The organism is Candidatus Leptofilum sp., assembly GCF_965223285.1.
GTDB lineage: Bacteria > Chloroflexota > Anaerolineae > Promineifilales > Promineifilaceae > Leptofilum.
Window position 1 is genome coordinate 6,234,971 of sequence record NZ_OZ244997.1, and the last position, 19,009, is coordinate 6,253,979.

The window sequence follows — 19,009 nt, forward strand, 5'->3', positions numbered from 1 at the left end:
GCTAAACCAGCTTACCAAGCTACTCGTCTCCATCAACGCTTGTTTCTGTTTTTAAGTGAGTAAGATTATGCCAAAACGGCCGTTTACTGTCAAAAAATCGTCTAACAAGGCTGAACCCCTTACTCAAATCATATGGATCATGAAAACAGATTCCAGTACACTGCCCAAGCAGCACCTTGTCCAAAGACAGGCAACGGCAATGCGGTAGGTCAAATGTAACATTGCCAGCAAGAATAATATGTAGACAACCTATCTTGCTTGTGATACTCTTTAGATAGTCACACTTAACTGAGGAAAATTGTAATGGCAGACGAAACCAAAAAAGTAGTTTGCATCGAAGACGAACTAGAAATGATTGAACTGGTGAAGCTCATTTTGGGTCGCAACAAGTTTGACGTCACCGGTGCCGTAGGTGGACACGAAGGCTTGTCCAAAATAAGTGAAATACAACCAGACCTCGTTTTGCTCGATCTCATGATGCCAGAAATGGATGGCTGGGAAGTGTACCAAAAGATGAAAGCCTCTGAGGAAATGCGTGACATCCCAGTAATTGTGGTGACTGCCAAAGCCCAAAGCATTGACCGCGTTTTGGGTTTGCATATTGCCCGTGTTGATGATTACATCACCAAACCGTTTGGCCCTCAAGAACTTTTAGATAGCGTTGAACGTGTCATCAGCAGCAAAGCGCAAACTCAGCAGGAAATAAGTTCCTAACTCAAATACCAACATTTAGCTTTCACCAGGCTCACCTGCCATGCAAGTGAGCCTTTTTTATTCTGCAAATTTACGGGACCTATATATCGCTCTCTATCAATTTTTGATATACTCCATCCGATTCCGTCAGGAAAATCTATTATTTGCTTAACAAAGGGGCAATCTTGCAGATACGATTTTGGGGTGTCAGGGGCACAATCCCCACCCCAGGACCAGAAACAATTCGAGTCGGCGGCAATACCTCGTGTGTCGAGTTAAGAACATCTGACCAACAGCTAATTATTATTGATGCCGGGTCTGGTATTCGACGTTTGGGTAAAGCACTTGTAAAAAACAATCCTGACCGCATCATCGGCAACATTCTCATTAGCCACACCCATTGGGATCACATTCAAGGCTTTCCTTTTTTTGCGCCCATATTCGGCCGTAACAACCGCTTTGTGCTCGTTGGCAAACGACGTGTTGACAAACAGCTAGAAGAAACAATGGCAGGACAATTCATCGAACCGTATCTACCCTTTGCCTATAAATCTTTGCCTGCGGATCTCATCGTAAAAGAAATTCAGGATGGTGAAACCATCATCATTGGGGATAACACCCGGGTAACAGCGTCTGATCTTAACCATCCCGGTGGCTGCCTTGGTTTTCGCATTGAAGACAATGGGCATGTATTTGTTTATTGCAGCGATGTCACGCATTATGATGATGGTTTCGATCCAAACCTTTTGCGCCTGGCAGAGGGAGCAGATCTTCTAGTACACGATTCTCATTTTTCCACTATCGAGGAGCGGAAGAAGTTCAACGAGTACGGACATTCGGCCTGGCAAGAGGCTGTACAGGCCGCTATCGAAGCAAGAGTCAAATGCCTGGCACTGTTTCACTACTCGCCTGACCTTTCTGATGATGATTTAGACGATCTTCTGGTTCAAGCACGCACTGTCTTCCCCAAAACAATTTTAGCGCGTGAAGGGTTAACAATTTCACTGCCTCTAGAGGATCTGCCAGATTGATTCCACTCCGTTTGCCTTGAAAAAACCACTTTGTTACTGGTTTACACACTTCCAGTGAAAAGATTTCAAAAGTCTTGCAGGTAGTTCCGCTATTTGCCAGAGAGATACGAGACTTTTGAAATCTACGCTGTGTTACATGAGTTTGTTGCTAGAAAAGCCTAAATATTTCGTGCCCATTCGCAAAAAATGTGGAATTGACGAATGGACTTAAGGTAGCTGTTAGTTTGAAACCACTGAGTTATTTCAGAACGGCTACTTAGCAATTGATATATTCAAATTTGGGCCTGAATGCCTTTGCCGGAAAACCAGAATAGTTTACAATAATTAGGCAACCAATAGCAGGTGCGCCCTGCAATCACAATTACAGTTTGGTTGATACGCAGGTATTCATTTTGGCGAGACAATTCACAGCCGCACCCGGCGACAACATTCACCAATCTGTGCTCATTGTTGATGATGAGCCAATGGCGCGCACCTTGCTGCGGCTAATGCTTGTTCGCGCAGGCTTTCATGTTTCTGAAGCAGAAGATGGATATGATGCTTTGGACAAAGTACGTAAAAATCAACCAGATGTCGTTTTGCTTGATGTGATGATGCCTGGCATGGACGGTTTTACCGTTTGTGAAAAGATTCGCAGCGAGGCAGTAACGGCCGAATTACCCATCATTATGTTAAGTGCAAAAACTGATTTGGATAGCATTAACAAGGGCTTACGCGCTGGGGCAACTGTCTATTTAACCAAGCCAATTTCCCCGGAAGAGTTGACTCAGCACGTTCAAGATGCCTTGATTCAATTTGATGAAGATGTGTCTGATCCTGGCTCGGTAGAGGCAACTTGAACTCACTTTCGCGTTGCCGATTTGCCTACTTTGTGATAAAAAACACAAGATTTTTCGGAGGCAGATAATTATGCTGTTAAAGCGATTAGGTATTGGCGTTGTTTCTTTGTTGGTCGGCTTTGGCCTCACGGTTATCATTGTGCAGCTTATTGGCACAACGCTAGAAGAGTATGGCGTCTATTACACATTCTTTACGGCACTATCGTTGGGATGTGCTGTAGCCATCTGGCTGGACAAATTTTTAGGCACTGAGATGCTGCCAAAGTAGCTATTCGTGTTTTGTTGGATGTCAGTGTTGTTTCGATATTTATAATTGGCAAGGTCTCCAATCTTAGGAGGCCTTTTTTGTTTTCTCACTATTCTGTAAACGGCCGTTTACCATCTACCTCTCTTTGACAACGGCCGTTTACCCACCAACTCAAAAGGATTTCAATATGTCAGCAAAAATCATTGATGGAAAAAAAGTTGCCGCCAGAGTACGGGACGAAGTGGCTGCGGCCGTGGCCGAAATGAAGGAAAAGCATAATTACACACCCGGCTTGGCAACTGTGCTGGTTGGCGAAGACCCCGCCTCGGCAACCTATGTGCGGAGCAAGCAGCGGATGTGTGAGCGGCTGGGCATTCGCTCTGTGGGGCATAAGTTGCCCGCCGACGCTTCTCAGGAAGAAGTAGAATCGCTCGTTTCCAAGCTCAACGCCGACCCAGAAATCAACGGCATTTTGGTGCAGCTCCCCCTGCCCAAGCATATTGATGAAGAAGCGGTTCTTAACAGTATTGACCTGGAAAAAGATGTTGACGGCTTTCATCCCGTGAATATCGGCCGTTTGGCCATGAAAGGGCGCGACCCACTGTTTATTCCCTGCACGCCCGCTGGCTGTATGGAGCTGTTGGCAGATGCTGGCGTGGATACCAGTGGTGCCGAGGCGGTCATTGTGGGGCGGTCTAACATTGTGGGGCTGCCAATGGCCATGCTGCTGCAAAAAGCAAATGCCACCGTCACTATTTGCCACAGCCGCACCAAAGATTTGAATGAACATCTCAAGCGGGCGGATATTGTGGTGGCAGCCATTGGCTGGGCAGAAATGATCAAGGGGAATATGCTGAAGCCGGGCGTGGCTGTCATTGACGTAGGCATCAATCGCGTAGATGACGATACGCGGGAACGTGGCTACCGACTGGTAGGCGACGTGGAATACGACAGCGCGGCCGAGGTGGCTGGCGCGATTACCCCTGTCCCCGGCGGCGTCGGCCCGATGACCATTGCTATGTTAATGAGAAATACATTCCGTGCAGCGGAAATTGCAGTAGCAAAACAGTAATTAGTAGGTCGGTAATTAGTAGGTCAGTCACAAGACACTGACCTACTGATTTACTGAAAACTGATCACTGGCTCCCTCTAAGTCCTCTGGCGAGTTGATGTTGGCGAAGGAACGGCCGTTCGCATCAAACTGCTCAATCTCTCCCCGCTCTACAAATCGCACGTTCACCTGACCAAAAAATCCGGTAATTTTTAGACGCTTTTCTTTGAGCTTGTCCTCGATGGCGGGCAAACACGCTTTGCTGTAGATGGCATGGAGTGGCTCTGGGAACTTCTCCCAGCGCGGCACGATAACATCGGCCGTTTCCCGCAGGGTGATCATGTATTCTAGCAGTGAGCGATTGATCCAGGGCATGTCGCAGGCAACGACGAGGGTGTGGGGGTACGTGGCGGCGTGGACGGCCGTATAAATTCCCCCCAGCGGCCCACGATCTGGATAAATATCAGACACCATTGGCAGGTTGAGATGGCGGTAATCGTTCGGCTTGTTAATGATGAGCAGGGTTTCATCGCCTAAACCAGCTACGGTCTCTATGACAACCTCTATCATGGGTCGCCCCTCAAACAGCACAAACGACTTGTCTGTTCCCATCCGGCTGCTTTTGCCCCCGGCCATAATTGCTACAGTTAATCCACTTGTCATTTAATCATCCCGTTTCAACAAATGGGAGAGGCAGGCGGTATCGGGTTGAATTGCTTTGCATAGGGTTGTCCCACCTGCCTCTCCCCTACAGGTTATGTATCGTCTAACATGAATCGGTAAAAGACCTGGTTGCTCAAAAACCACCCTTGTTGCGTTAGGCGAAGTCGGCCGTTTGCCACCGTCACCAACTTCCAATCTATCATCTGCTCCAACGTCCCATCGTAAATTTCGGCGACGGATCGGCCAAACTTTGCCTCAAACGCTGCCAAATCCAATCCTTCGTTCAGCAAACGCAGCTGGGTCATCATCGTGTCTGAAATCGCTTCGGCGCGGCTGACTGAATGGCTGGCAGCAACGGCCGTTGATAGCGGATATCTTAGCGCAGACGTTTCTTCCAGACGGCGCAGGTACACACGCGGCTGCTTCACAATCTGGTAGCGCACCCCGGCGGCATGGCCATGCGCCCCAGCACCCAACCCCAAATAGTCCCCGTTGCGCCAGTAGGTCAGGTTGTGTTCGCAAGCCAGCCCCGGCTTGGCCCAATTAGAAATTTCGTAATGGTCGTAGCCATGTTTAGCCAACAATGCGCAAGCCAGTTCGTACTGGTCGGCGGCAAGATCGGGGTCCGGGGGTTGGATACGGCCGTTTTGCAACCAACGCTGCATCGGTGTGCCTGGCTCAATGGTGAGGCAGTAAAGGCTCAGATGTGCCGGGGCTAAATCCAGCACGGCCCGGAGGCTGTGTTCCCAGCTTTTTAGCGTTTGTCCCGGTACGCCATAGATCAAGTCCAAATTGAAGTTATCGAACCCAACTTGCCGTGCCATCTGGGCGGCCTCGACCACCGTCGCAAAATCATGTTCGCGTTCAAGCAGGGCCAGTTCAGATGGAATCACGCTTTGCACGCCAAAACTCAGCCGGTTGATGCCTGCCTGGCGAACGGCCGTCAGATAATCCAAATCCACCGTTCCTGGATTCGCCTCCATCGTCACTTCAGCATCAGCCGCCAACGCAAAATTGGCTCGCACCCCGTCCAAAATGCGCCCTAAAGCCACAGGCGACATGACCGAAGGTGTACCGCCGCCAAAAAAGATCGTGTGCGCTGGTCGTCGTGTCTCAGCCGCTACCTGCGCCAGTTCCGTCACCAACCCTTCAGCATACGCCTCGCGCAAGTCCAGTAGACTGGTGTACGTGTTGAAATCGCAATACGCACAGCGATGTTTGCAAAAGGGAATATGCAGGTAGAGGCTGATACTGGTTGCAGTCATATTGTTCGTTTTCTCTCAATTTTTGGGAGATTAGGGGCTGGAGATTAGAGATTGGTAATCTCCACTCTCCAGTCTCCAATCTCCCCTCCCCCCGCTTGTCTAAGCACTCAGCATACCGTATCATATCCACAAAGACAACTGGAGAAACAGGCTGTAATCTTCATCCCTTGCGGAAGGAAATATTATGAAAACACAGCGTCCCAAATTAAACGCCGAACGAATGGCTCGCCTGGTTGAGATCAGCCGCGTACTTAATGCCACCACCAATTTAAGTCATCTTCTCTCGCGTATCATCTCCGAAGCCGCCGAACTCACACAGGCTGAAGCCGCCTCCATTTTGTTGCTGGACCCCAAAACACAGCAGCTTCACTTTAAGGCATCGTCCAATGAAGTACCGCCAGAGATGGCAGACATGGCGGTGTCGCTAGATGACTCCATCGCCGGGGCCATTCTCACCCAGAATAAGCCCATGTACATTAAAGATGTGTCGAAAGATCCACGCTGGAACCAAAATGTGGATGACGCGATTGCCTTCCGCACGCGCTCCATTTTGGGCGTGCCCATGCACAATGTAGGGCAGGAACCGATGGGCGTGCTGGAAGCGCTTAATAAACGAGGCGGGGGCGATTTTTCTGTGCAGGATTTTGAAACGCTCTCAATTTTGGCCGATATTGCGGGGGTGGCAGTGGAGCAAGCCCGCCTGTTCACCGAGCTACAGCAGGCCAATGCCGAACTCAACGAGCTGGATCAGCTAAAAACGGACTTCATCGCCATCGCCTCGCATGAGCTTCGCACCCCGCTGTCTGTCATTTTGGGCTACGTTTCCTTTTTACGAGACGAGGCCGGGCCAGAAATGACGGCGCAGTTCGACAATGTGTTGCAAGCGGCCGTTCACTTACGCACCCTCATCCAAGATATGCTCAATTTGCGCTATGTGGATGCTGGCACAACCTCACTCACGCGCACGCGGGCAGACCTGATAACATTGGTTCGCAATATGAACCTGGAACGAGACGAAACGGCCGTTGCTAAAGAGCAGACCGTTCATGTTAACCTGCCAAATGACAAGCTGCTTGTGGTGGTAGACGAAGACGTGATGGAAGTGATCATTGGCAACCTGCTCAACAACGCCGTCAAATTTACGCCAAGGAGTGGGCGCATTGAAATCAAGGTAGAACGCCAGGGGCGCGAAGCGTGGTTCCGCATCAAAGACAGCGGCATTGGCGTGCCAGAAGACCAGTTAGAGCGCATCTTCAAGCGATTTTACCAGGTGGAATCCCCCCTGCGCCGCCAGCACGAGGGGATGGGGCTAGGGCTTTCTATTGCCAAAGAGCTAGTGGAACTGCACGACGGCCGTATCTGGGCCGAAAGCAGCAACAAGGAAGGCAGCGAATTTATCATCGCTCTGCGTTTGGAACTCCCCCCAACCGGACTGCTATGACCGCCAATCCCGATTTCTACGACACGCTACCAAAAAAGCGAATGGGCGCAGGCTGCTTATTCTTTAACGAAAAGCAAGAAGTTCTTCTGGTAAAACCAACATACAAACCTGGCTGGGAAATTCCTGGCGGCGTGGTAGAAGAAAACGAATCGCCAAAACAATGTTGCCAACGTGAGGTGTTCGAGGAGCTTGGGCTAAACCGGGTACCTGGAGCACTGTTGGTCATTGACTACAGCAGCCGGGTCGGCCCCAAAACGGAATCCTTAATGTTTGTTTTTGATGGGGGTGTGCTTCACGATACGGAAATCAATGAAATTAAGCTGCCAGCCGCAGAATTAAGCGAATTCGCCTTTTTCAGCTGCGATGATTTGCCGAAAGCCATGACAAGTTCATTAAAAACACGTGTCTTGGCAGCCTGGCAGCAGTATGATCATGGTCAGGTCGCTTATTTAGAAAATCAAAAAATTTCATGAACCTTTAAGCAGCATGACGACTTAATCTATCCAAAAATAAACGCTAAGAGCTGATGAGCTTGGAACAGATTCTTTCCCCGTTCTGAACTCTTTGCAATGAAAAAAATAAATGTTGAAGATTTCTTTTAGGCCAAGCGACTTTAATACTGTTAGCGATGCTCTAAAGCAGCATCTTATTTCTTTGCCTTCGGCTGTTGATTCTTTTTTTGAAGGTCATATTCTGGAATCAGCACATTACCAAATTTTTCTGTCAGGGGAATATGCTGGGTTTACATCAATTCATAAAGGTAGCCTCGTTACCCAATACTCACTGCTGCCAACATTTCGGCATTATGGGCAAGACATTTTCGCCAAAATCAAGAAGCTAGAAGAGGTGCAAGCTGCGTTTGTGCCCACTTGTGATGAATTCTTTCTATCGCATGCGTTAGATGAATACCAACAGTTGAACAGGCATGCCTATTTCTTTGCCACACCATCTGCAAACGAGCACAAGCCCACCGACTACAAACTAACTTTAGCAAAAGAGCAAGACGTCGCGCTAATCAAAGACGGTTCAGGCGATTTTTTTGGCGACATTCCCAAGCATATTCAAAGTCAGGAGCTATTTTTGGTACAGTTAAATGGAGCATGTGTTGGTTTTGGCTTTTTAGAAAAAAGCAATTTGCTAGACAAAACAGCCAGCCTTGGCATGTTTGTCATTGAACGATTCCGCAAAAAAGGTGCTGGAACGGCTATCGTCACTCTGCTCATTAATGCGTGCCACCAGCAAGGTTTGCAACCAATAGCAGGCTGTTGGTATTACAATCACTTGTCCAAGAAAACTTTGGAACGTGCCGGCATGTATTCACAAACACGGCTATTGCGCGTAACTTTTTAGCTATCGTTGTTGTGAACTGTTGAGTACTTTTATGAATAAACGATATTCTTACTACTTATCGATTTTGGCATTTCTTTCTCTTTTCACTATGTGTTTTTGGCAGGTCAATGTTGCATTGGCTCAAAATAGTGAAGTCGCGGTGCTGGAATTTGATGGGCCCGTTTTTGGGGTAATGCACACTTATTTTGAGCGGGGGCTAGAAGACGCGGTTGAATCTGGGGCAGATTTCGTGCTGATCATCATGGACACGCCCGGTGGCGATGTAATCATTACAAGTGAGATTGTGCAGCTTTTCCGCGCTTCGGAGATTCCGATCATCATGTACATCGGGCCGCGTGGGGCACAGGCAGCCTCGGCAGGGGCAGTACTTACGGCCGCTGCTCACGCCGCAGGCATGGCTCCCGAAACGGTTATCGGTGCGGCTTCTCCCATCAACTCAGATGGCTCTGACATTGGCGATACCGCGTTCCGCAAAGTGGTGGAAGACATGAAAGCGATGATGCGGGGTCTGACGGAGCGGCGTGGGCCGGAAGCCGTCGCTTTGGCCGAAGCGATGATAGAGGAGGCGCGGGCGGTGAGCGACCAGGAGGCGCTGGACGCTGGCTTTATTGATGCCATTGCCGACTCACCGGAAGAGTTGCTGGCGCAGTTGAACGGCCGTACCGTCATCGTCAACGGTGAAGAACTAATTTTGAACACGGCAACTGCTAGTCAAACGGCTATTCCCCTCACCTTCATCGAGAATTTGCTGCTGGCACTCACCAACCCAGCCCTCGTCTCCATATTGATGGCCATTGGCCTACAGGCGATCATCATCGAGATTTCTAATCCAGGTGGCTGGGTGGCTGGCTTCATCGGCGTTCTCTTTTTAGGAATTGGCCTGTACGGGTTAGGCCAACTACCCGTCAACTGGCTGGGCATGGGGCTAATTCTCTTAGCCTTTGTGCTGCTCGCTCTGGAAGTGACGACGCCCACCAACGGCGCCTTGGCCGTGACTGGCACCGTTACCCTCATTGCTGGACTGCTGGTCCTGTTCAACTCTGGTACGCCGGAGTTTGTGCGCTTATCCATTCCTGCTGCCATTGCCATCGCCATCGGCACGGCCGCTTTCTTCGTCTTCATTCTCACCTTTGCCATCCGCGCCCAAAGGCGACAACCGTTAACTGGTTCGCAAGGCATGGTGGGGCAAGTGGGCACCGCCCGCGACACCTTCGATGCGGACGGTTCCCTGTATCGTGGCACCATCATGCTAAAAGGGGAAATTTGGCAGGCAATGGCCAGCCAGCCCGTGCAATTTGGTGACGAAGTGCGCATTAGCCAGATACAAGGCATGAAAGTTCAGGTTGAGCCCGTTGCCGAAACGGCCGTCTTGGAGCAGCCTACCTGATGACCGAATTTATTCTTCGCCAAAACAGCAATGAAAAAACCGTCAACGCTAGCCGCCAGGGGTCAGAAATCCGGGTGGAAGTGGATGGCAAAACGGCCGTTTTTCAACTTGTCGCCCAAAATGAAGACGGCATCCTGCTGGAACGCACCTTGTCAGATGGCACACGCCAGCAGTGGCGGCTGGTTGGCCATAAAGAGGGTACGCGTCGGATGATTTGGTTGAACGGCCGTACCCACAAATATGAGCGCGTTCTGCCCCGAGGCGGCGGTGGAGCCAGCCACGACGCCTCCCTCTCCGCCACCATCCCCGCCGTCGTCGCTGACATTTTAGTCAGCGAAGGTGACCAGGTGCAGGAAGGTGACAAGCTCATCCTGCTGGAATCCATGAAAATGATCATCCCCATCCAGGCACCGTACAGTGGCGTTGTGACCGCCCTCCACTGCACAAAAGGGGAATCAGTTCAAGCAGGTATTCCCCTCATCGCCCTAGATGAAGTCTAGACGGGCACAGACGCTCGTTAAACTCGCCCCTTTTTCCTCATTAACCACTACACATCTTCCTGTTGTGTTTCATCCTACACTTTGATTGACTCTCCTGACCCGCTTATGCAGGTTTTTTTCAAAAGTCCACCGTTTTGGCTGGCACGGGCGACACCTTTCTGATTTATGGCGGCTCTGACCTCTCTGGCACCATCACCGATGCCAACGGCAACAGCGCCACCTTTGTCTCCTTCACCGCTGGCGATTTAGCTGGCCCGAACCCGGTGAACGGCAGTGCCAATGGGCTGGAAAACTTCACAATGATCCACGGCCCCTCGGCCAACACCATTAGCTTCCCAGACGGCCGTGCCCTCATCCTGGAAAACATTGACGGCTTCGACCAAATAGAAGTATTTCGCGCTTCACCCCATCTGTTCAACATTGCTGAATCTGCACCGTATGGCTGGAGTTCTGAGATTGCCGATTTGGGCGATTTCTCTGAAGGCGCGATTGTGCAGCACACCCCACGCAGCCTGTTGAGACGCCCCGGCATAGATTTCCGCTCGCCAACGCAGGCTGAATTAGATGCGCTAGAGGCCTTCCAGTTCACCATTCGCATTCCGGCCGACGGCAATTATGATTTAGACCGCTTTGCCATTACCGATGATCAACTAGAAGGGCGCGACATCTTCTTTACCGATGCCCAATGCTCCAAATGCCACTCTGGCCCCGTACTCGCCACCTCGGACGGCACAATTGCGGGGATTCCCGAAGGAGTGAACGCCAAATTTAACACCGGTACCGATGAAATTCCAGTCAATGCGCTGGACGGCATGCCGCCAGAAGACCCGGACATCAACGGCATTAGCCAGCGCACCTACAGCACGATGGCTCTCTTTGGCTCTGATTTCATCACCGGGCCATACTTCCACAAACCACACCCGGCTCGATCTGCGCCGCGCCATCACCTTTTACTCGGGCACCGAGTTCACTAATTCGCCTGCCGGGCAACTGCTGGGCACGCTAGACGTGGTGGCTGGCGAAAACAATGCCGAGCGCATTCTAGACTTTTTGGAAGCACTCAAAGAGCCGTGGACAGTGTGTGCCGTAGGCTGTGATTTTACGGATGTGCAAACGGCGCTGGATAACGTCAACGATGGTGATTCGATTACGATTATGGGCACGCACAACATCTCTGCCCCGCTCATTTCAGATCGGGCGGGCATCAATAGCGTGGTGCTGTACGGGGATGGCGGTACGCTGAACTGGACGGGTGGTGCCAACAGCCGCCTCATCTCGCCGCAAAGCATCGGCAACATGACGATTTTGAATCTGAATCTGACTTGCTCGGCTAACTGCGGTAGCACAACGGCCGTTCGCCCAGCAGGCGCAGGTCAAGTCCTCATCAAAAACACAACCATCAGCGGCTTCAACGAAGCCGTTAGCGTGACCGGAGCCAGCGACGACGCGACCACTATCTTTGTTTGCACCCCTGGCACGCTGGGCGACGACACGAGCTCCACCTACACCCTCTTCTGGGATGGGGCAGCCAACGGCCTCAGCAGCGCAGATATTGATGGGTTGGCGATAGAGCCATAGGGTTTTGCTGCAAACTGAATAATTTGGGTTAAGAACGGCCGTTTCCGATTTTAGATTTGATGGGGAACGGCCGTTTACTTTTTTCCCTGCTCTAAATCAATCCTGAACCAGCACTCCATCTTCTCCGGCTGCGGTCGGCGTCTCGCCGTACCGCCTGTGGGCAAATTTTGTCCGCTACATCAACCGAAAGTAGGCTAAGAAAGTGGCACTGTCAGGAGACAGGCCACAGCCCGCGATTTAGAAGACCCGCCCGCAGCAGGGGGCGGTTCGCGTACCGTGCCTATCGTTGGGGATGCTCAATTAGGCGTTTGGGCCAGCGGGTGAGGGTGAGGGCGTGGCGCACGTCTACGGCGTGTTCGCGCTCGTGGAGGGGCCAGATGGTGAGCCAGCGGAACAGGCTCACCTGTGCTCCCCACGGTGTTTTGAATTCAAAGGCAAGCTGATCTTCTGTTAATAATTCACCTAGGCCAGAACGGAGCGCATCGTAAACAGCTTCGTACGCTTCCCAAATTGTTTCCCAGTCGTGGTCCGCACGTTTGGCAGCTTCGTTCAGGTTCCACGCTTCAAAGTCAGGGATGGGAGCAAATTCGGGAACTGTTCCAGCGGCGGCTTGCTGTAATCCGTCGAGGCCCACTTCTGCCCAGGCGGTGAGGTGGCCGACTAAATCCTTCATCGTCCAGACGCCACACACCGGGCGGCTGTTCCACTCATCTTCTGGCAGCAGGGGCAGCAGGGCGGCAAACTCTTTGCGGCAGGCTCGCAGCAGGGCGCGAAGCAGGTAGGCAGGGCCGTTGGATCGCTTCTCTTCTGGCGGCAGCGTCTCGCGCCACCCTCGAATTTGCTGTGTGTGATCCATATCGTGCAGGTAGCGCCATCTGGCCCAGACGCGCATGTGGGTGCGCCAGCCCCAGGGCAGCCGGATTTGGCTTTGCAGCGTTTTGTCGTCTAGCCGCTTGAGCAGCTGCATAAAACCGCCGCGCTCTTTTTGCAGCATGGCAATGGCTTGCTCTAGCGGTATCTGCTTGTTTTCAGCCAGCAGCTTGGCGTTGAAGGCGTCCATGTCGGCATCGTCGCCGATTTCCATGATTTCGTGGAGACGGCCGTCCGCCACCATTTGCATCCGGTTTGTGTGAAAGCCATCCCAAAAAGCCAGATGCACCAGCAAATCTTTGATCGTCATACCGGGCAGCGGCTCGGCGGTGGTTAGCTGTGCCGCCGAGAGACCCAGCAGCGCGTTGAACAAGCTGGCTCGCTCAGCGGCTAATCGTGCCAGCAGATGCAGCCGCCACTGCGCCAGGATGTCTTCAATTTGGGTCACGTGGGCTTGCTCATGGGTTAGCAGTTCTTCGAGGACGCGAACGGCCGTCCAGCCATCGGCAAATTCCTGGTTTCTTTCTTGTTTATCCAACTGGCCTAGCCGTGCCAGCACTGCCTGGCGGGATTGGTTCAAAAAGCGGATGAGGGTCACTTCGCTGGGGGCAGGGATATATTTGCCCAAGCGAGACACCAGCCTACATTCGCTGCTGCCAATATGCAGCAAAATTTCGTGGATGTTCCACTGGCTGTCGTGGGGCTTCCAGTTGCGCATGGTGTTGGATAACGGCCGTACCAGCCCCAGCAGCGTCTCTCGCTGGGCTGCAAGCTGTGCCACCATCGAATCAAATTGTGCTTGGGTTAAGGGTTCTGTTTTTGCCATCGTGTGCTCCTGAGACGAAACTAAAACTACAGGTAGCATACGAGGAAACGCGCGTCTTGGCAATCTGTTTTTGCCACAGAGAGCACAGAGGGTTATGAGAAAAGATTATAGCTGCTGGTTAGGTACGATGCGCCAAAGGTTGAAGCGTTCGTCGTCGAATCCTTTGAGCTGTGCTTCAAACGGCCGTACGTCCATCGGCGCGTTGGGGTCTTGGATGAGTGCCTGCACTTCGGGATCGCAGTAGATAAAATCGGAGAGAATGAGATCGTTGCCCCGAGAGAATTTTTCCAGGCGGGCGGCAATATTGATGTTGGTACCAAAATAGTCGAGCCGCTCGTTGAGCGTGACGGCGATGGAGTGTCCCGCATGAATGGCTGCCTTGAGCTGCAACGGCCGTTCCCCATTCTCTGGATTCGCTAAAATTGCCTGGGACTTCACGATGGCCCGCACTGCCGAAATCGGGCGGCGGAAGACGGCCATCACCGCATCCCCAATCGTTTTCACAATCGCGCCCTCTTCTTCGGCGATGGCATCGTGCAGCACGTCAAAATGGTTGCGCACCAGGCCAAAGGCGGGCGCATCCCCAATTTCCCGGTAGAGGCGGGTGGAATCGCGCAAATCGGTAAATAACACCGTCAGGCTGCCGACGTCAAATTGCTGCCCCGGATCAAGTGCTTCTTGGGCAAACAAATCCCGGAAGCATTGCAAACTAATCACTTCGGCGGCGGTAACCGCCTGGTCGCTCCACGCCATCTCTTCCAAAATGAAAAGTTGGGTGGCCTCGGTTTGGTTGCGCAGAGTGATGGCCGCGCCAGGCTGTATAGCTGCCACGCCTTGCGCCCAGCCGTTCGGGGAAATATCAATCGTCAGCTCAGCCTCGCCTGCACCAGTAACGGCAATTTGCTGGCTGCGCGGCAACTCTGCGGTGCGTATTCGATAGCGGCCTGCTCTTAGCTTGGGCTGGACGGTGCGCGTCGCACCTGGGAGCAGCAGTTGCTGCACGGCAATGTGGGGCGTTTGCTGCGGCCCGGCTACGCAAAATTCAGTGCGCTCCACGGGGCGAATAGAAGGATTGGGGGCAAAGGTTAGCTCGATGGCATGTTCATCGTCGGCCTTGAAGTCGATATTGCAGGTGGCGCAGTGGGCGTTGGTTTCCAAATCTGCCAGATGGTTATGCACCCGGTCTGCCGCGCCGCGACACATGGGGCAAAGCAGTTCCCATTGGAAATCGAGTAGGCCCGCGCGAGTAGCCATCAGTGCCAATTCCAGCACGTCGCGGCGCGGCACGTTCCATTGGTCAGCCAGGGCATACGGCCGTAAATGGGCCAGCAGCAAATCATCCCCTTCTTTAATTTCGCGCAGCAGCAAATCGAGCAACGGCTTGTCCACGCCTTGTGCCAAAAGCTGCTCGGCCATGCTGTTCATGCGGCCTTCGGCACCAGGCACCAAACGAGACGGCCGTTTCAACAACGAAGGTGGCGCGTCAATGGCAGCAATCGCGTCGTACTGGGCAACCGCTTTACCAAAACGACGAGGGGCAATGATGCCCAACGCAACTGGCGCAGCCAGCTTGCCAATGACATTCCTGGGTTCGAGCCATGTTTCATACAGCAAGGTTGAGCCACCACCGGGTTTGGGCGTAATGGTCGCCAAAACCTCCATCGTCCGCAGGGGACCGTTTTGGTAATAGCGCATTACACCGTATTGGTATGGTGCTACCCATTCAAACGGCTCTTCGACCCAGCCAATGGGCATTGGTAGCTGAAAGCGCAGCCGGCGCCGCCCGGTGCCAGCATCTTCTGGCTGTGGCAGCATTTCATCAACGGGGAAAATGCCTGTGTCCCGGTTGAGTCGGTTGGTATCGGCAAAAAAGGGCCAAAATGCTTCTGGGGTGGATTGGAGCTGCCATTCCCAACGATAATAGAAACGGCCGTCTTGCTTAGTACGTTCACTCATAATTTTTAGTATAAAGGTAAATACCAGGTCAGTGTGTGAAGAGTTCAATTAAAAATGGTACGTCCCGTCCAATTTCCGGACGCTTCCAGGCAGGGAAATCACACCTAGCAGATTCAAAATTAAGGAACTTGTAAGGTTTCTCTACATTGAAGCACCTGTGCAATTGGCATATACTTGTTTGTGATGAAAAGAGCAATTATGGCCGAATCCATCCCCCAGCGGCAGCAAATGCAAGCCAATGTGGATGAAGCGCGGCAGCAGTTGGTCGAGGCGGAAGCTAAGCTAGCGCAAGAGCAAGCGGCCGTCAACGCCTTTCGGATGCAGTGCCGCCTCAAATTGGGCGACCTGATTGATGAAACGCTCTCATTGCGGGCGGAGCGAGAAAGCTACCTTACAGAGCTAAAACTGCATCAGCAAGAAGCCGATCCGTTGGATGACACGGCCGATCCATTTGCACCAGATGCCGAGGCTGCAGACCAAACGGTGGCGTTCGCTGAGATTGCCCTGCCAGAGCTGGCCACGCCACAGCAAGAACGGGAAGCAGCCAAGCGGCTCTATCGGGAATTAGCCCGTCGCTTTCATCCCGATTTGGCCGCAGGCACCGCCGAACGGGCTTACATGACGGCAATCATGTCCTCCGTCAACATCGCCTACGAGCAGCAGGATGTTGAGGCATTGCACAATTTGGCGGGGGAACTGGACCCAACGGCCGTTGCCGAACTGGAAACCATCGGCAACTTGCACGTACGCAAGATGCGCGAGCAGCTACTAAAAATTCAGCGGCGGCAGCGGAAGGTGCAGCAGCAGTACCGCACCCTGCGTCAAGACAATGTGGCCAAGCTGTGGCGCAAAGCACAGCTACTTGAGGCAGAAGGCAAAAGCTGGTGGGAAGCCGTCAAGCGAGATTTACAGCGCATAATTAAGCGCACGCGTGTTGATTTGCTTGATTTGCAAGCCCAACTGGCGCAGTTTGAAAATAGGGAATAGTGGCTGGTGGCTAGTGGTTTCACGCATAACCAGCTACTAACCACCAACCACTATCAACTCATTCGGAGGAAAATATGAGCTTTGGCATTACCAAAACCATACCGGCCAAGCGAGGCCAGGCAGGCGTAGACAGTTTGTACGATGGCAGCCTGGAGGAATTTGAGTTCCACATGGCGGGCAAGCCGTCCAAACTCAACGTCGGCGACTATGTTTACACCATTTTTAATGACCAACTGGTTGGCCGCTGCCAAATCAAAGAGCTGATTGGCGGGGCCACCAATCCAAATTCTGGCAAGCCGCGCACGCTGATCATGGTGGCCTGCCCCGGCGAACGGCTGGCCCAGCCAATCCCGCGCCAGGGACATCGCGGCACCCGCTACTACGACGGCGCCGACTGGCCACCAAACTAATATAAAAGGAGCCAAAAGAATCATGGCACAAGTAGAACTCAATGCGCCAGCACCCGATTTTACGCTGGCAGATTATGAAGGGAATGACGTTTCCCTGTCCCAGTTTAAGGGGAAGCAGCATGTGCTGCTGGTCTTTAACCGGGGCTTTATGTGACCGTTCTGCCAAAAGCATATGGCGCAGTTGCGTCAAGATTATGAAGAATTTGTCGCGCGGGATACGGCCGTCCTCGTCCTCGGCCCCGAAAATCAACAGAAGTTTGCCAATTACTTTGGCGAACACAATTTGCCGTTTACCGGCCTGCCCGATCCCAAACATTCTGTGTTGAAACTGTACGGGCAGCAGATTAAAATCTTCAAATTTGGCCGGATGCCTGCCCAGGTGTTGGTAGACAAAGCTGGCGTTGCTCGCTTTGTCCATTACGGCCACAACATGCAAGATATTCCCTCAAACACAGAGATGCTGGATTTGATTGATTCACTCAGCAGCGAGTAGTGCGTTACGGCCGTTTCTTCACCAGTACATTTTGATAAGAAACGGCCGTAATCACCCCCTTCACCCTCCCCAAACGCAAGCCATCTTCTGCCATCCATAAGCAAAAACAATGCATCTTGCTGCCTTCCTGCAAAATTTGTTTCTTGACATCTAAAACGTTTTAGACTATATTGGTAACATTACTAAAACGTTTTAGAAATGATTGTGTGCTTTTTCTAAAACGGCCGCACCAAACGGCTTCCACCCTGTCGGGAGCCACACCCACACCTTCATCGCCGAGTACGGTTTTTGGGAAGAGAATAATCTTACTTTCATCTTAGCTATTTACTAAATATCAATTCAACTCAGGAATCATCAATGCCTGTTACCTTGAAAGATATTTCTCAGCGCGTCGGTAAATCTGTCCCTACAGTTTCACGCGCCTTGGCTGGTTTTGAGGATATAAGCCCCAAAACGCGAGAAATGGTTCAGCGCGTTGCCGCCGAGATGGGATATGAACCCAATATCACCGCCCGTAACCTGCAAAAACAGCGGACCGACACGCTCGCCCTCATCCTGCCCTCAGCCAACACCTTGCGTTTCTCCGACCCATTTTTCAGCGAATTTTTATCTGGCATTGTGGAATACATTGCCCAGTTTGGTTACGACCTCAACATTTCTTCCACAGATTCTGAGGATGAACGCAACACGTATCTAAAACATCTGCGCAGCCGACGCTTTGATGGCTTCATTGTTGTGCGTACGCAACGCCAGGATGCCCGCATTGATCTGCTACGAGAACATGACGTTCCCTTTGTTGCCTTTGGCCAAACAGAGGATGACAATGATTTTCACCTTGTGGATGAAGACGGCCGTTACGGCGTTCGGCAGGTTGTTGACCATCTTGTTGAACTAGGGCATACCCGGCTAGCCTGTATTGCTGAACCAACCAATCTCACAAAGTCGCAGCACCGGGTAGAAGGGTTCATCGAAGGCTTGGCGGCACACAACATCCCTTTCGACCCCACCCTCGTCGTCGAAACACACTTTCGCCAACGCTCCGGCCGTCAGGCTGCTAACTTGCTTCTGGATCGCGCTGAACTGCCAACCGCGCTTGTCGCCTGCAACGATCTCTTAGCGTTAGGTGCCATGCGTGCTGTTCAAGAACGTGGCCTACGGGTTGGGCAAGATATTAGCGTTACCGGATTCGACGATATTCTCCTATCTGAATATGCCAATCCCGCACTCACCACAGTTCACCAACCCGCATCCAAAATGGGTTCCCTTGTTGCCCAAATGCTTCTTAACCAAATAGATGGAAAACCCATTGAACAAAAACAGGTCATCATAAAACCTTCAATCATTATTCGTAAATCGACGGGGGTTCCAACGATTAAAGGAGGTGAATAAAGAGAAAGTAAATCAGTTAAAAGCTATTGACCC

At 51.9% G+C, this 19,009-nt stretch carries 21 protein-coding genes, 1 pseudogene and 1 other annotated feature (1 of these 23 only partly in view); of the genes and pseudogenes, 17 read left to right on the forward strand and 5 right to left on the reverse strand.

What is annotated here, in order from left to right; translation table 11 throughout:
* Nucleotides 1-45: a binding site (T-box leader), on the reverse strand; it reaches 278 nt to the left of the window's first position.
* 258 nt (nt 46-303) lie between these two features.
* The 5 genes from ACOQPU_RS27905 (at nt 304) to folD (ending at nt 3,882) form a co-directional block, all read left to right on the forward strand.
* Entirely contained in the window at nt 304-714 is a 411-nt protein-coding gene (locus ACOQPU_RS27905) for a response regulator transcription factor (protein WP_420630711.1), read from the forward strand.
* A 164-nt stretch (nt 715-878) separates the two neighbouring features.
* On the forward strand, nt 879-1,724 hold the full coding sequence (locus ACOQPU_RS27910) for an MBL fold metallo-hydrolase (protein ID WP_420643104.1): 846 nt from the start codon (nt 879-881) through the stop codon (nt 1,722-1,724).
* 392 nt (nt 1,725-2,116) lie between these two features.
* Entirely contained in the window at nt 2,117-2,563 is a 447-nt protein-coding gene (locus ACOQPU_RS27915) for a response regulator (RefSeq protein WP_420643105.1), read from the forward strand.
* A gap of 70 nt (nt 2,564-2,633) precedes the next feature.
* The gene (locus ACOQPU_RS27920) at nt 2,634-2,831 is read left to right on the forward strand and encodes a hypothetical protein (protein ID WP_420643106.1); all 198 of its coding nucleotides are present in this window, start codon (nt 2,634-2,636) and stop codon (nt 2,829-2,831) included.
* A 166-nt stretch (nt 2,832-2,997) separates the two neighbouring features.
* A complete protein-coding gene (gene folD, locus ACOQPU_RS27925; protein WP_420643107.1) occupies nt 2,998-3,882 on the forward strand; it encodes a bifunctional methylenetetrahydrofolate dehydrogenase/methenyltetrahydrofolate cyclohydrolase FolD in 885 nt (294 codons plus the stop codon).
* Between the two features lie 42 nt (nt 3,883-3,924).
* On the opposite strand, the gene mobA is transcribed toward folD, so the two are convergent.
* Together mobA and hemW are read right to left on the reverse strand one after the other, a co-directional pair.
* A complete protein-coding gene (gene mobA / locus ACOQPU_RS27930; RefSeq protein ID WP_420643108.1) occupies nt 3,925-4,524 on the reverse strand; it encodes a molybdenum cofactor guanylyltransferase in 600 nt (199 codons plus the stop codon).
* Nucleotides 4,525-4,616: 92 nt separating this feature from the next.
* Nucleotides 4,617-5,789 carry a radical SAM family heme chaperone HemW gene (hemW, locus tag ACOQPU_RS27935; protein ID WP_420643109.1) on the reverse strand — a complete coding sequence of 391 codons (1,173 nt, stop codon included), beginning with the start codon at nt 5,787-5,789 and terminating at the stop codon, nt 4,617-4,619.
* A gap of 184 nt (nt 5,790-5,973) precedes the next feature.
* Between hemW and ACOQPU_RS27940 the strand changes: the two genes are divergently transcribed.
* The 7 genes from ACOQPU_RS27940 to ACOQPU_RS27970 all read left to right on the forward strand — a co-directional run bounded on the left by ACOQPU_RS27940 (nt 5,974) and on the right by ACOQPU_RS27970 (nt 12,045).
* Nucleotides 5,974-7,230, forward strand: a complete 1,257-nt coding sequence (locus ACOQPU_RS27940) for an ATP-binding protein (RefSeq protein ID WP_420630704.1) — start codon at nt 5,974-5,976, stop codon at nt 7,228-7,230.
* On the forward strand, nt 7,227-7,703 hold the full coding sequence (locus tag ACOQPU_RS27945; protein WP_420630703.1) for an NUDIX domain-containing protein: 477 nt from the start codon (nt 7,227-7,229) through the stop codon (nt 7,701-7,703). Before ACOQPU_RS27940 ends, ACOQPU_RS27945 begins: the two co-directional genes overlap by 4 nt.
* A 109-nt stretch (nt 7,704-7,812) precedes the next feature.
* Nucleotides 7,813-8,580 (forward strand): GNAT family N-acetyltransferase, encoded by a 768-nt coding sequence (locus ACOQPU_RS27950; protein WP_420630702.1) that lies wholly within the window; start codon nt 7,813-7,815, stop codon nt 8,578-8,580.
* Nucleotides 8,581-8,611: 31 nt separating this feature from the next.
* Nucleotides 8,612-9,967, forward strand: a complete 1,356-nt coding sequence (locus tag ACOQPU_RS27955) for an NfeD family protein (RefSeq protein ID WP_420643110.1) — start codon at nt 8,612-8,614, stop codon at nt 9,965-9,967.
* The gene (locus ACOQPU_RS27960) at nt 9,967-10,467 is read left to right on the forward strand and encodes a biotin/lipoyl-containing protein (RefSeq protein ID WP_420643111.1); all 501 of its coding nucleotides are present in this window, start codon (nt 9,967-9,969) and stop codon (nt 10,465-10,467) included. Before ACOQPU_RS27955 ends, ACOQPU_RS27960 begins: the two co-directional genes overlap by 1 nt.
* Nucleotides 10,468-10,601: 134 nt before the next feature.
* Nucleotides 10,602-11,441, forward strand: coding sequence for a hypothetical protein (locus ACOQPU_RS27965; RefSeq protein WP_420643112.1), 840 nt, complete (start codon nt 10,602-10,604; stop codon nt 11,439-11,441).
* On the forward strand, nt 11,344-12,045 hold the full coding sequence (locus ACOQPU_RS27970) for a hypothetical protein (protein WP_420643113.1): 702 nt from the start codon (nt 11,344-11,346) through the stop codon (nt 12,043-12,045). The genes ACOQPU_RS27965 and ACOQPU_RS27970 overlap by 98 nt, the downstream gene beginning before the upstream one ends.
* Before the next feature lie 280 nt (nt 12,046-12,325).
* Here ACOQPU_RS27970 and ACOQPU_RS27975 read toward each other — a convergent pair whose 3' ends face one another.
* Together ACOQPU_RS27975 and ACOQPU_RS27980 are read right to left on the reverse strand one after the other, a co-directional pair.
* Complete coding sequence (locus ACOQPU_RS27975) at nt 12,326-13,741, reverse strand: DinB family protein (RefSeq protein WP_420643114.1); 1,416 nt, start codon at nt 13,739-13,741, stop codon at nt 12,326-12,328.
* 105 nt (nt 13,742-13,846) lie between these two features.
* On the reverse strand, nt 13,847-15,697 hold the full coding sequence (locus tag ACOQPU_RS27980) for a DUF5939 domain-containing protein (protein ID WP_420643115.1): 1,851 nt from the start codon (nt 15,695-15,697) through the stop codon (nt 13,847-13,849).
* 183 nt (nt 15,698-15,880) lie between these two features.
* Here ACOQPU_RS27980 and ACOQPU_RS27985 point away from each other — a divergent pair, with 183 nt between their 5' ends.
* The 4 genes and pseudogenes from ACOQPU_RS27985 to ACOQPU_RS28000 all read left to right on the forward strand — a co-directional run.
* On the forward strand, nt 15,881-16,684 hold the full coding sequence (locus tag ACOQPU_RS27985; protein ID WP_420643116.1) for a J domain-containing protein: 804 nt from the start codon (nt 15,881-15,883) through the stop codon (nt 16,682-16,684).
* Between the two features lie 74 nt (nt 16,685-16,758).
* Nucleotides 16,759-17,094 carry a hypothetical protein gene (locus ACOQPU_RS27990; RefSeq protein ID WP_420643117.1) on the forward strand — a complete coding sequence of 112 codons (336 nt, stop codon included), beginning with the start codon at nt 16,759-16,761 and terminating at the stop codon, nt 17,092-17,094.
* A gap of 22 nt (nt 17,095-17,116) precedes the next feature.
* The gene (locus ACOQPU_RS27995; RefSeq protein ID WP_420643118.1) at nt 17,117-17,248 is read left to right on the forward strand and encodes a peroxiredoxin family protein; all 132 of its coding nucleotides are present in this window, start codon (nt 17,117-17,119) and stop codon (nt 17,246-17,248) included.
* Nucleotides 17,249-17,260: 12 nt separating this feature from the next.
* Nucleotides 17,261-17,587 (forward strand): annotated as a pseudogene (locus ACOQPU_RS28000) (peroxiredoxin family protein); the annotation flags it as partial.
* A 192-nt stretch (nt 17,588-17,779) separates the two neighbouring features.
* On the opposite strand, the gene ACOQPU_RS28005 reads toward ACOQPU_RS28000, so the two are convergent.
* Nucleotides 17,780-17,902, reverse strand: a complete 123-nt coding sequence (locus ACOQPU_RS28005; protein WP_420643119.1) for a hypothetical protein — start codon at nt 17,900-17,902, stop codon at nt 17,780-17,782.
* Between the two features lie 42 nt (nt 17,903-17,944).
* Here ACOQPU_RS28005 and ACOQPU_RS28010 point away from each other — a divergent pair, with 42 nt between their 5' ends.
* On the forward strand, nt 17,945-18,976 hold the full coding sequence (locus tag ACOQPU_RS28010) for a LacI family DNA-binding transcriptional regulator (RefSeq protein ID WP_420643120.1): 1,032 nt from the start codon (nt 17,945-17,947) through the stop codon (nt 18,974-18,976).
* Nucleotides 18,977-19,009 lie beyond the last annotated feature (33 nt).

What these genes read in the sequence shown, in the direction of transcription:
- ACOQPU_RS27905 (WP_420630711.1), top strand. Translation starts at nt 304, where the DNA reads ATGGCAGACGAAACCAAAAAAGTAGTTTGCATCGAAGACGAACTAGAA.
- ACOQPU_RS27920 (WP_420643106.1), top strand. Translation starts at nt 2,634, where the DNA reads ATGCTGTTAAAGCGATTAGGTATTGGCGTTGTTTCTTTGTTGGTCGGC.
- folD (WP_420643107.1), top strand. Translation starts at nt 2,998, where the DNA reads ATGTCAGCAAAAATCATTGATGGAAAAAAAGTTGCCGCCAGAGTACGG.
- mobA (WP_420643108.1), bottom strand. Translation starts at nt 4,524, where the DNA reads ATGACAAGTGGATTAACTGTAGCAATTATGGCCGGGGGCAAAAGCAGC.
- hemW (WP_420643109.1), bottom strand. Translation starts at nt 5,789, where the DNA reads ATGACTGCAACCAGTATCAGCCTCTACCTGCATATTCCCTTTTGCAAA.
- ACOQPU_RS27940 (WP_420630704.1), top strand. Translation starts at nt 5,974, where the DNA reads ATGAAAACACAGCGTCCCAAATTAAACGCCGAACGAATGGCTCGCCTG.
- ACOQPU_RS27945 (WP_420630703.1), top strand. Translation starts at nt 7,227, where the DNA reads ATGACCGCCAATCCCGATTTCTACGACACGCTACCAAAAAAGCGAATG.
- ACOQPU_RS27950 (WP_420630702.1), top strand. Translation starts at nt 7,813, where the DNA reads ATGTTGAAGATTTCTTTTAGGCCAAGCGACTTTAATACTGTTAGCGAT.
- ACOQPU_RS27955 (WP_420643110.1), top strand. Translation starts at nt 8,612, where the DNA reads ATGAATAAACGATATTCTTACTACTTATCGATTTTGGCATTTCTTTCT.
- ACOQPU_RS27960 (WP_420643111.1), top strand. Translation starts at nt 9,967, where the DNA reads ATGACCGAATTTATTCTTCGCCAAAACAGCAATGAAAAAACCGTCAAC.
- ACOQPU_RS27975 (WP_420643114.1), bottom strand. Translation starts at nt 13,741, where the DNA reads ATGGCAAAAACAGAACCCTTAACCCAAGCACAATTTGATTCGATGGTG.
- ACOQPU_RS27980 (WP_420643115.1), bottom strand. Translation starts at nt 15,697, where the DNA reads ATGAGTGAACGTACTAAGCAAGACGGCCGTTTCTATTATCGTTGGGAA.
- ACOQPU_RS27985 (WP_420643116.1), top strand. Translation starts at nt 15,881, where the DNA reads ATGAAAAGAGCAATTATGGCCGAATCCATCCCCCAGCGGCAGCAAATG.
- ACOQPU_RS27990 (WP_420643117.1), top strand. Translation starts at nt 16,759, where the DNA reads ATGAGCTTTGGCATTACCAAAACCATACCGGCCAAGCGAGGCCAGGCA.
- ACOQPU_RS27995 (WP_420643118.1), top strand. Translation starts at nt 17,117, where the DNA reads ATGGCACAAGTAGAACTCAATGCGCCAGCACCCGATTTTACGCTGGCA.
- ACOQPU_RS28005 (WP_420643119.1), bottom strand. Translation starts at nt 17,902, where the DNA reads ATGAAAGTAAGATTATTCTCTTCCCAAAAACCGTACTCGGCGATGAAG.
- ACOQPU_RS28010 (WP_420643120.1), top strand. Translation starts at nt 17,945, where the DNA reads ATGCCTGTTACCTTGAAAGATATTTCTCAGCGCGTCGGTAAATCTGTC.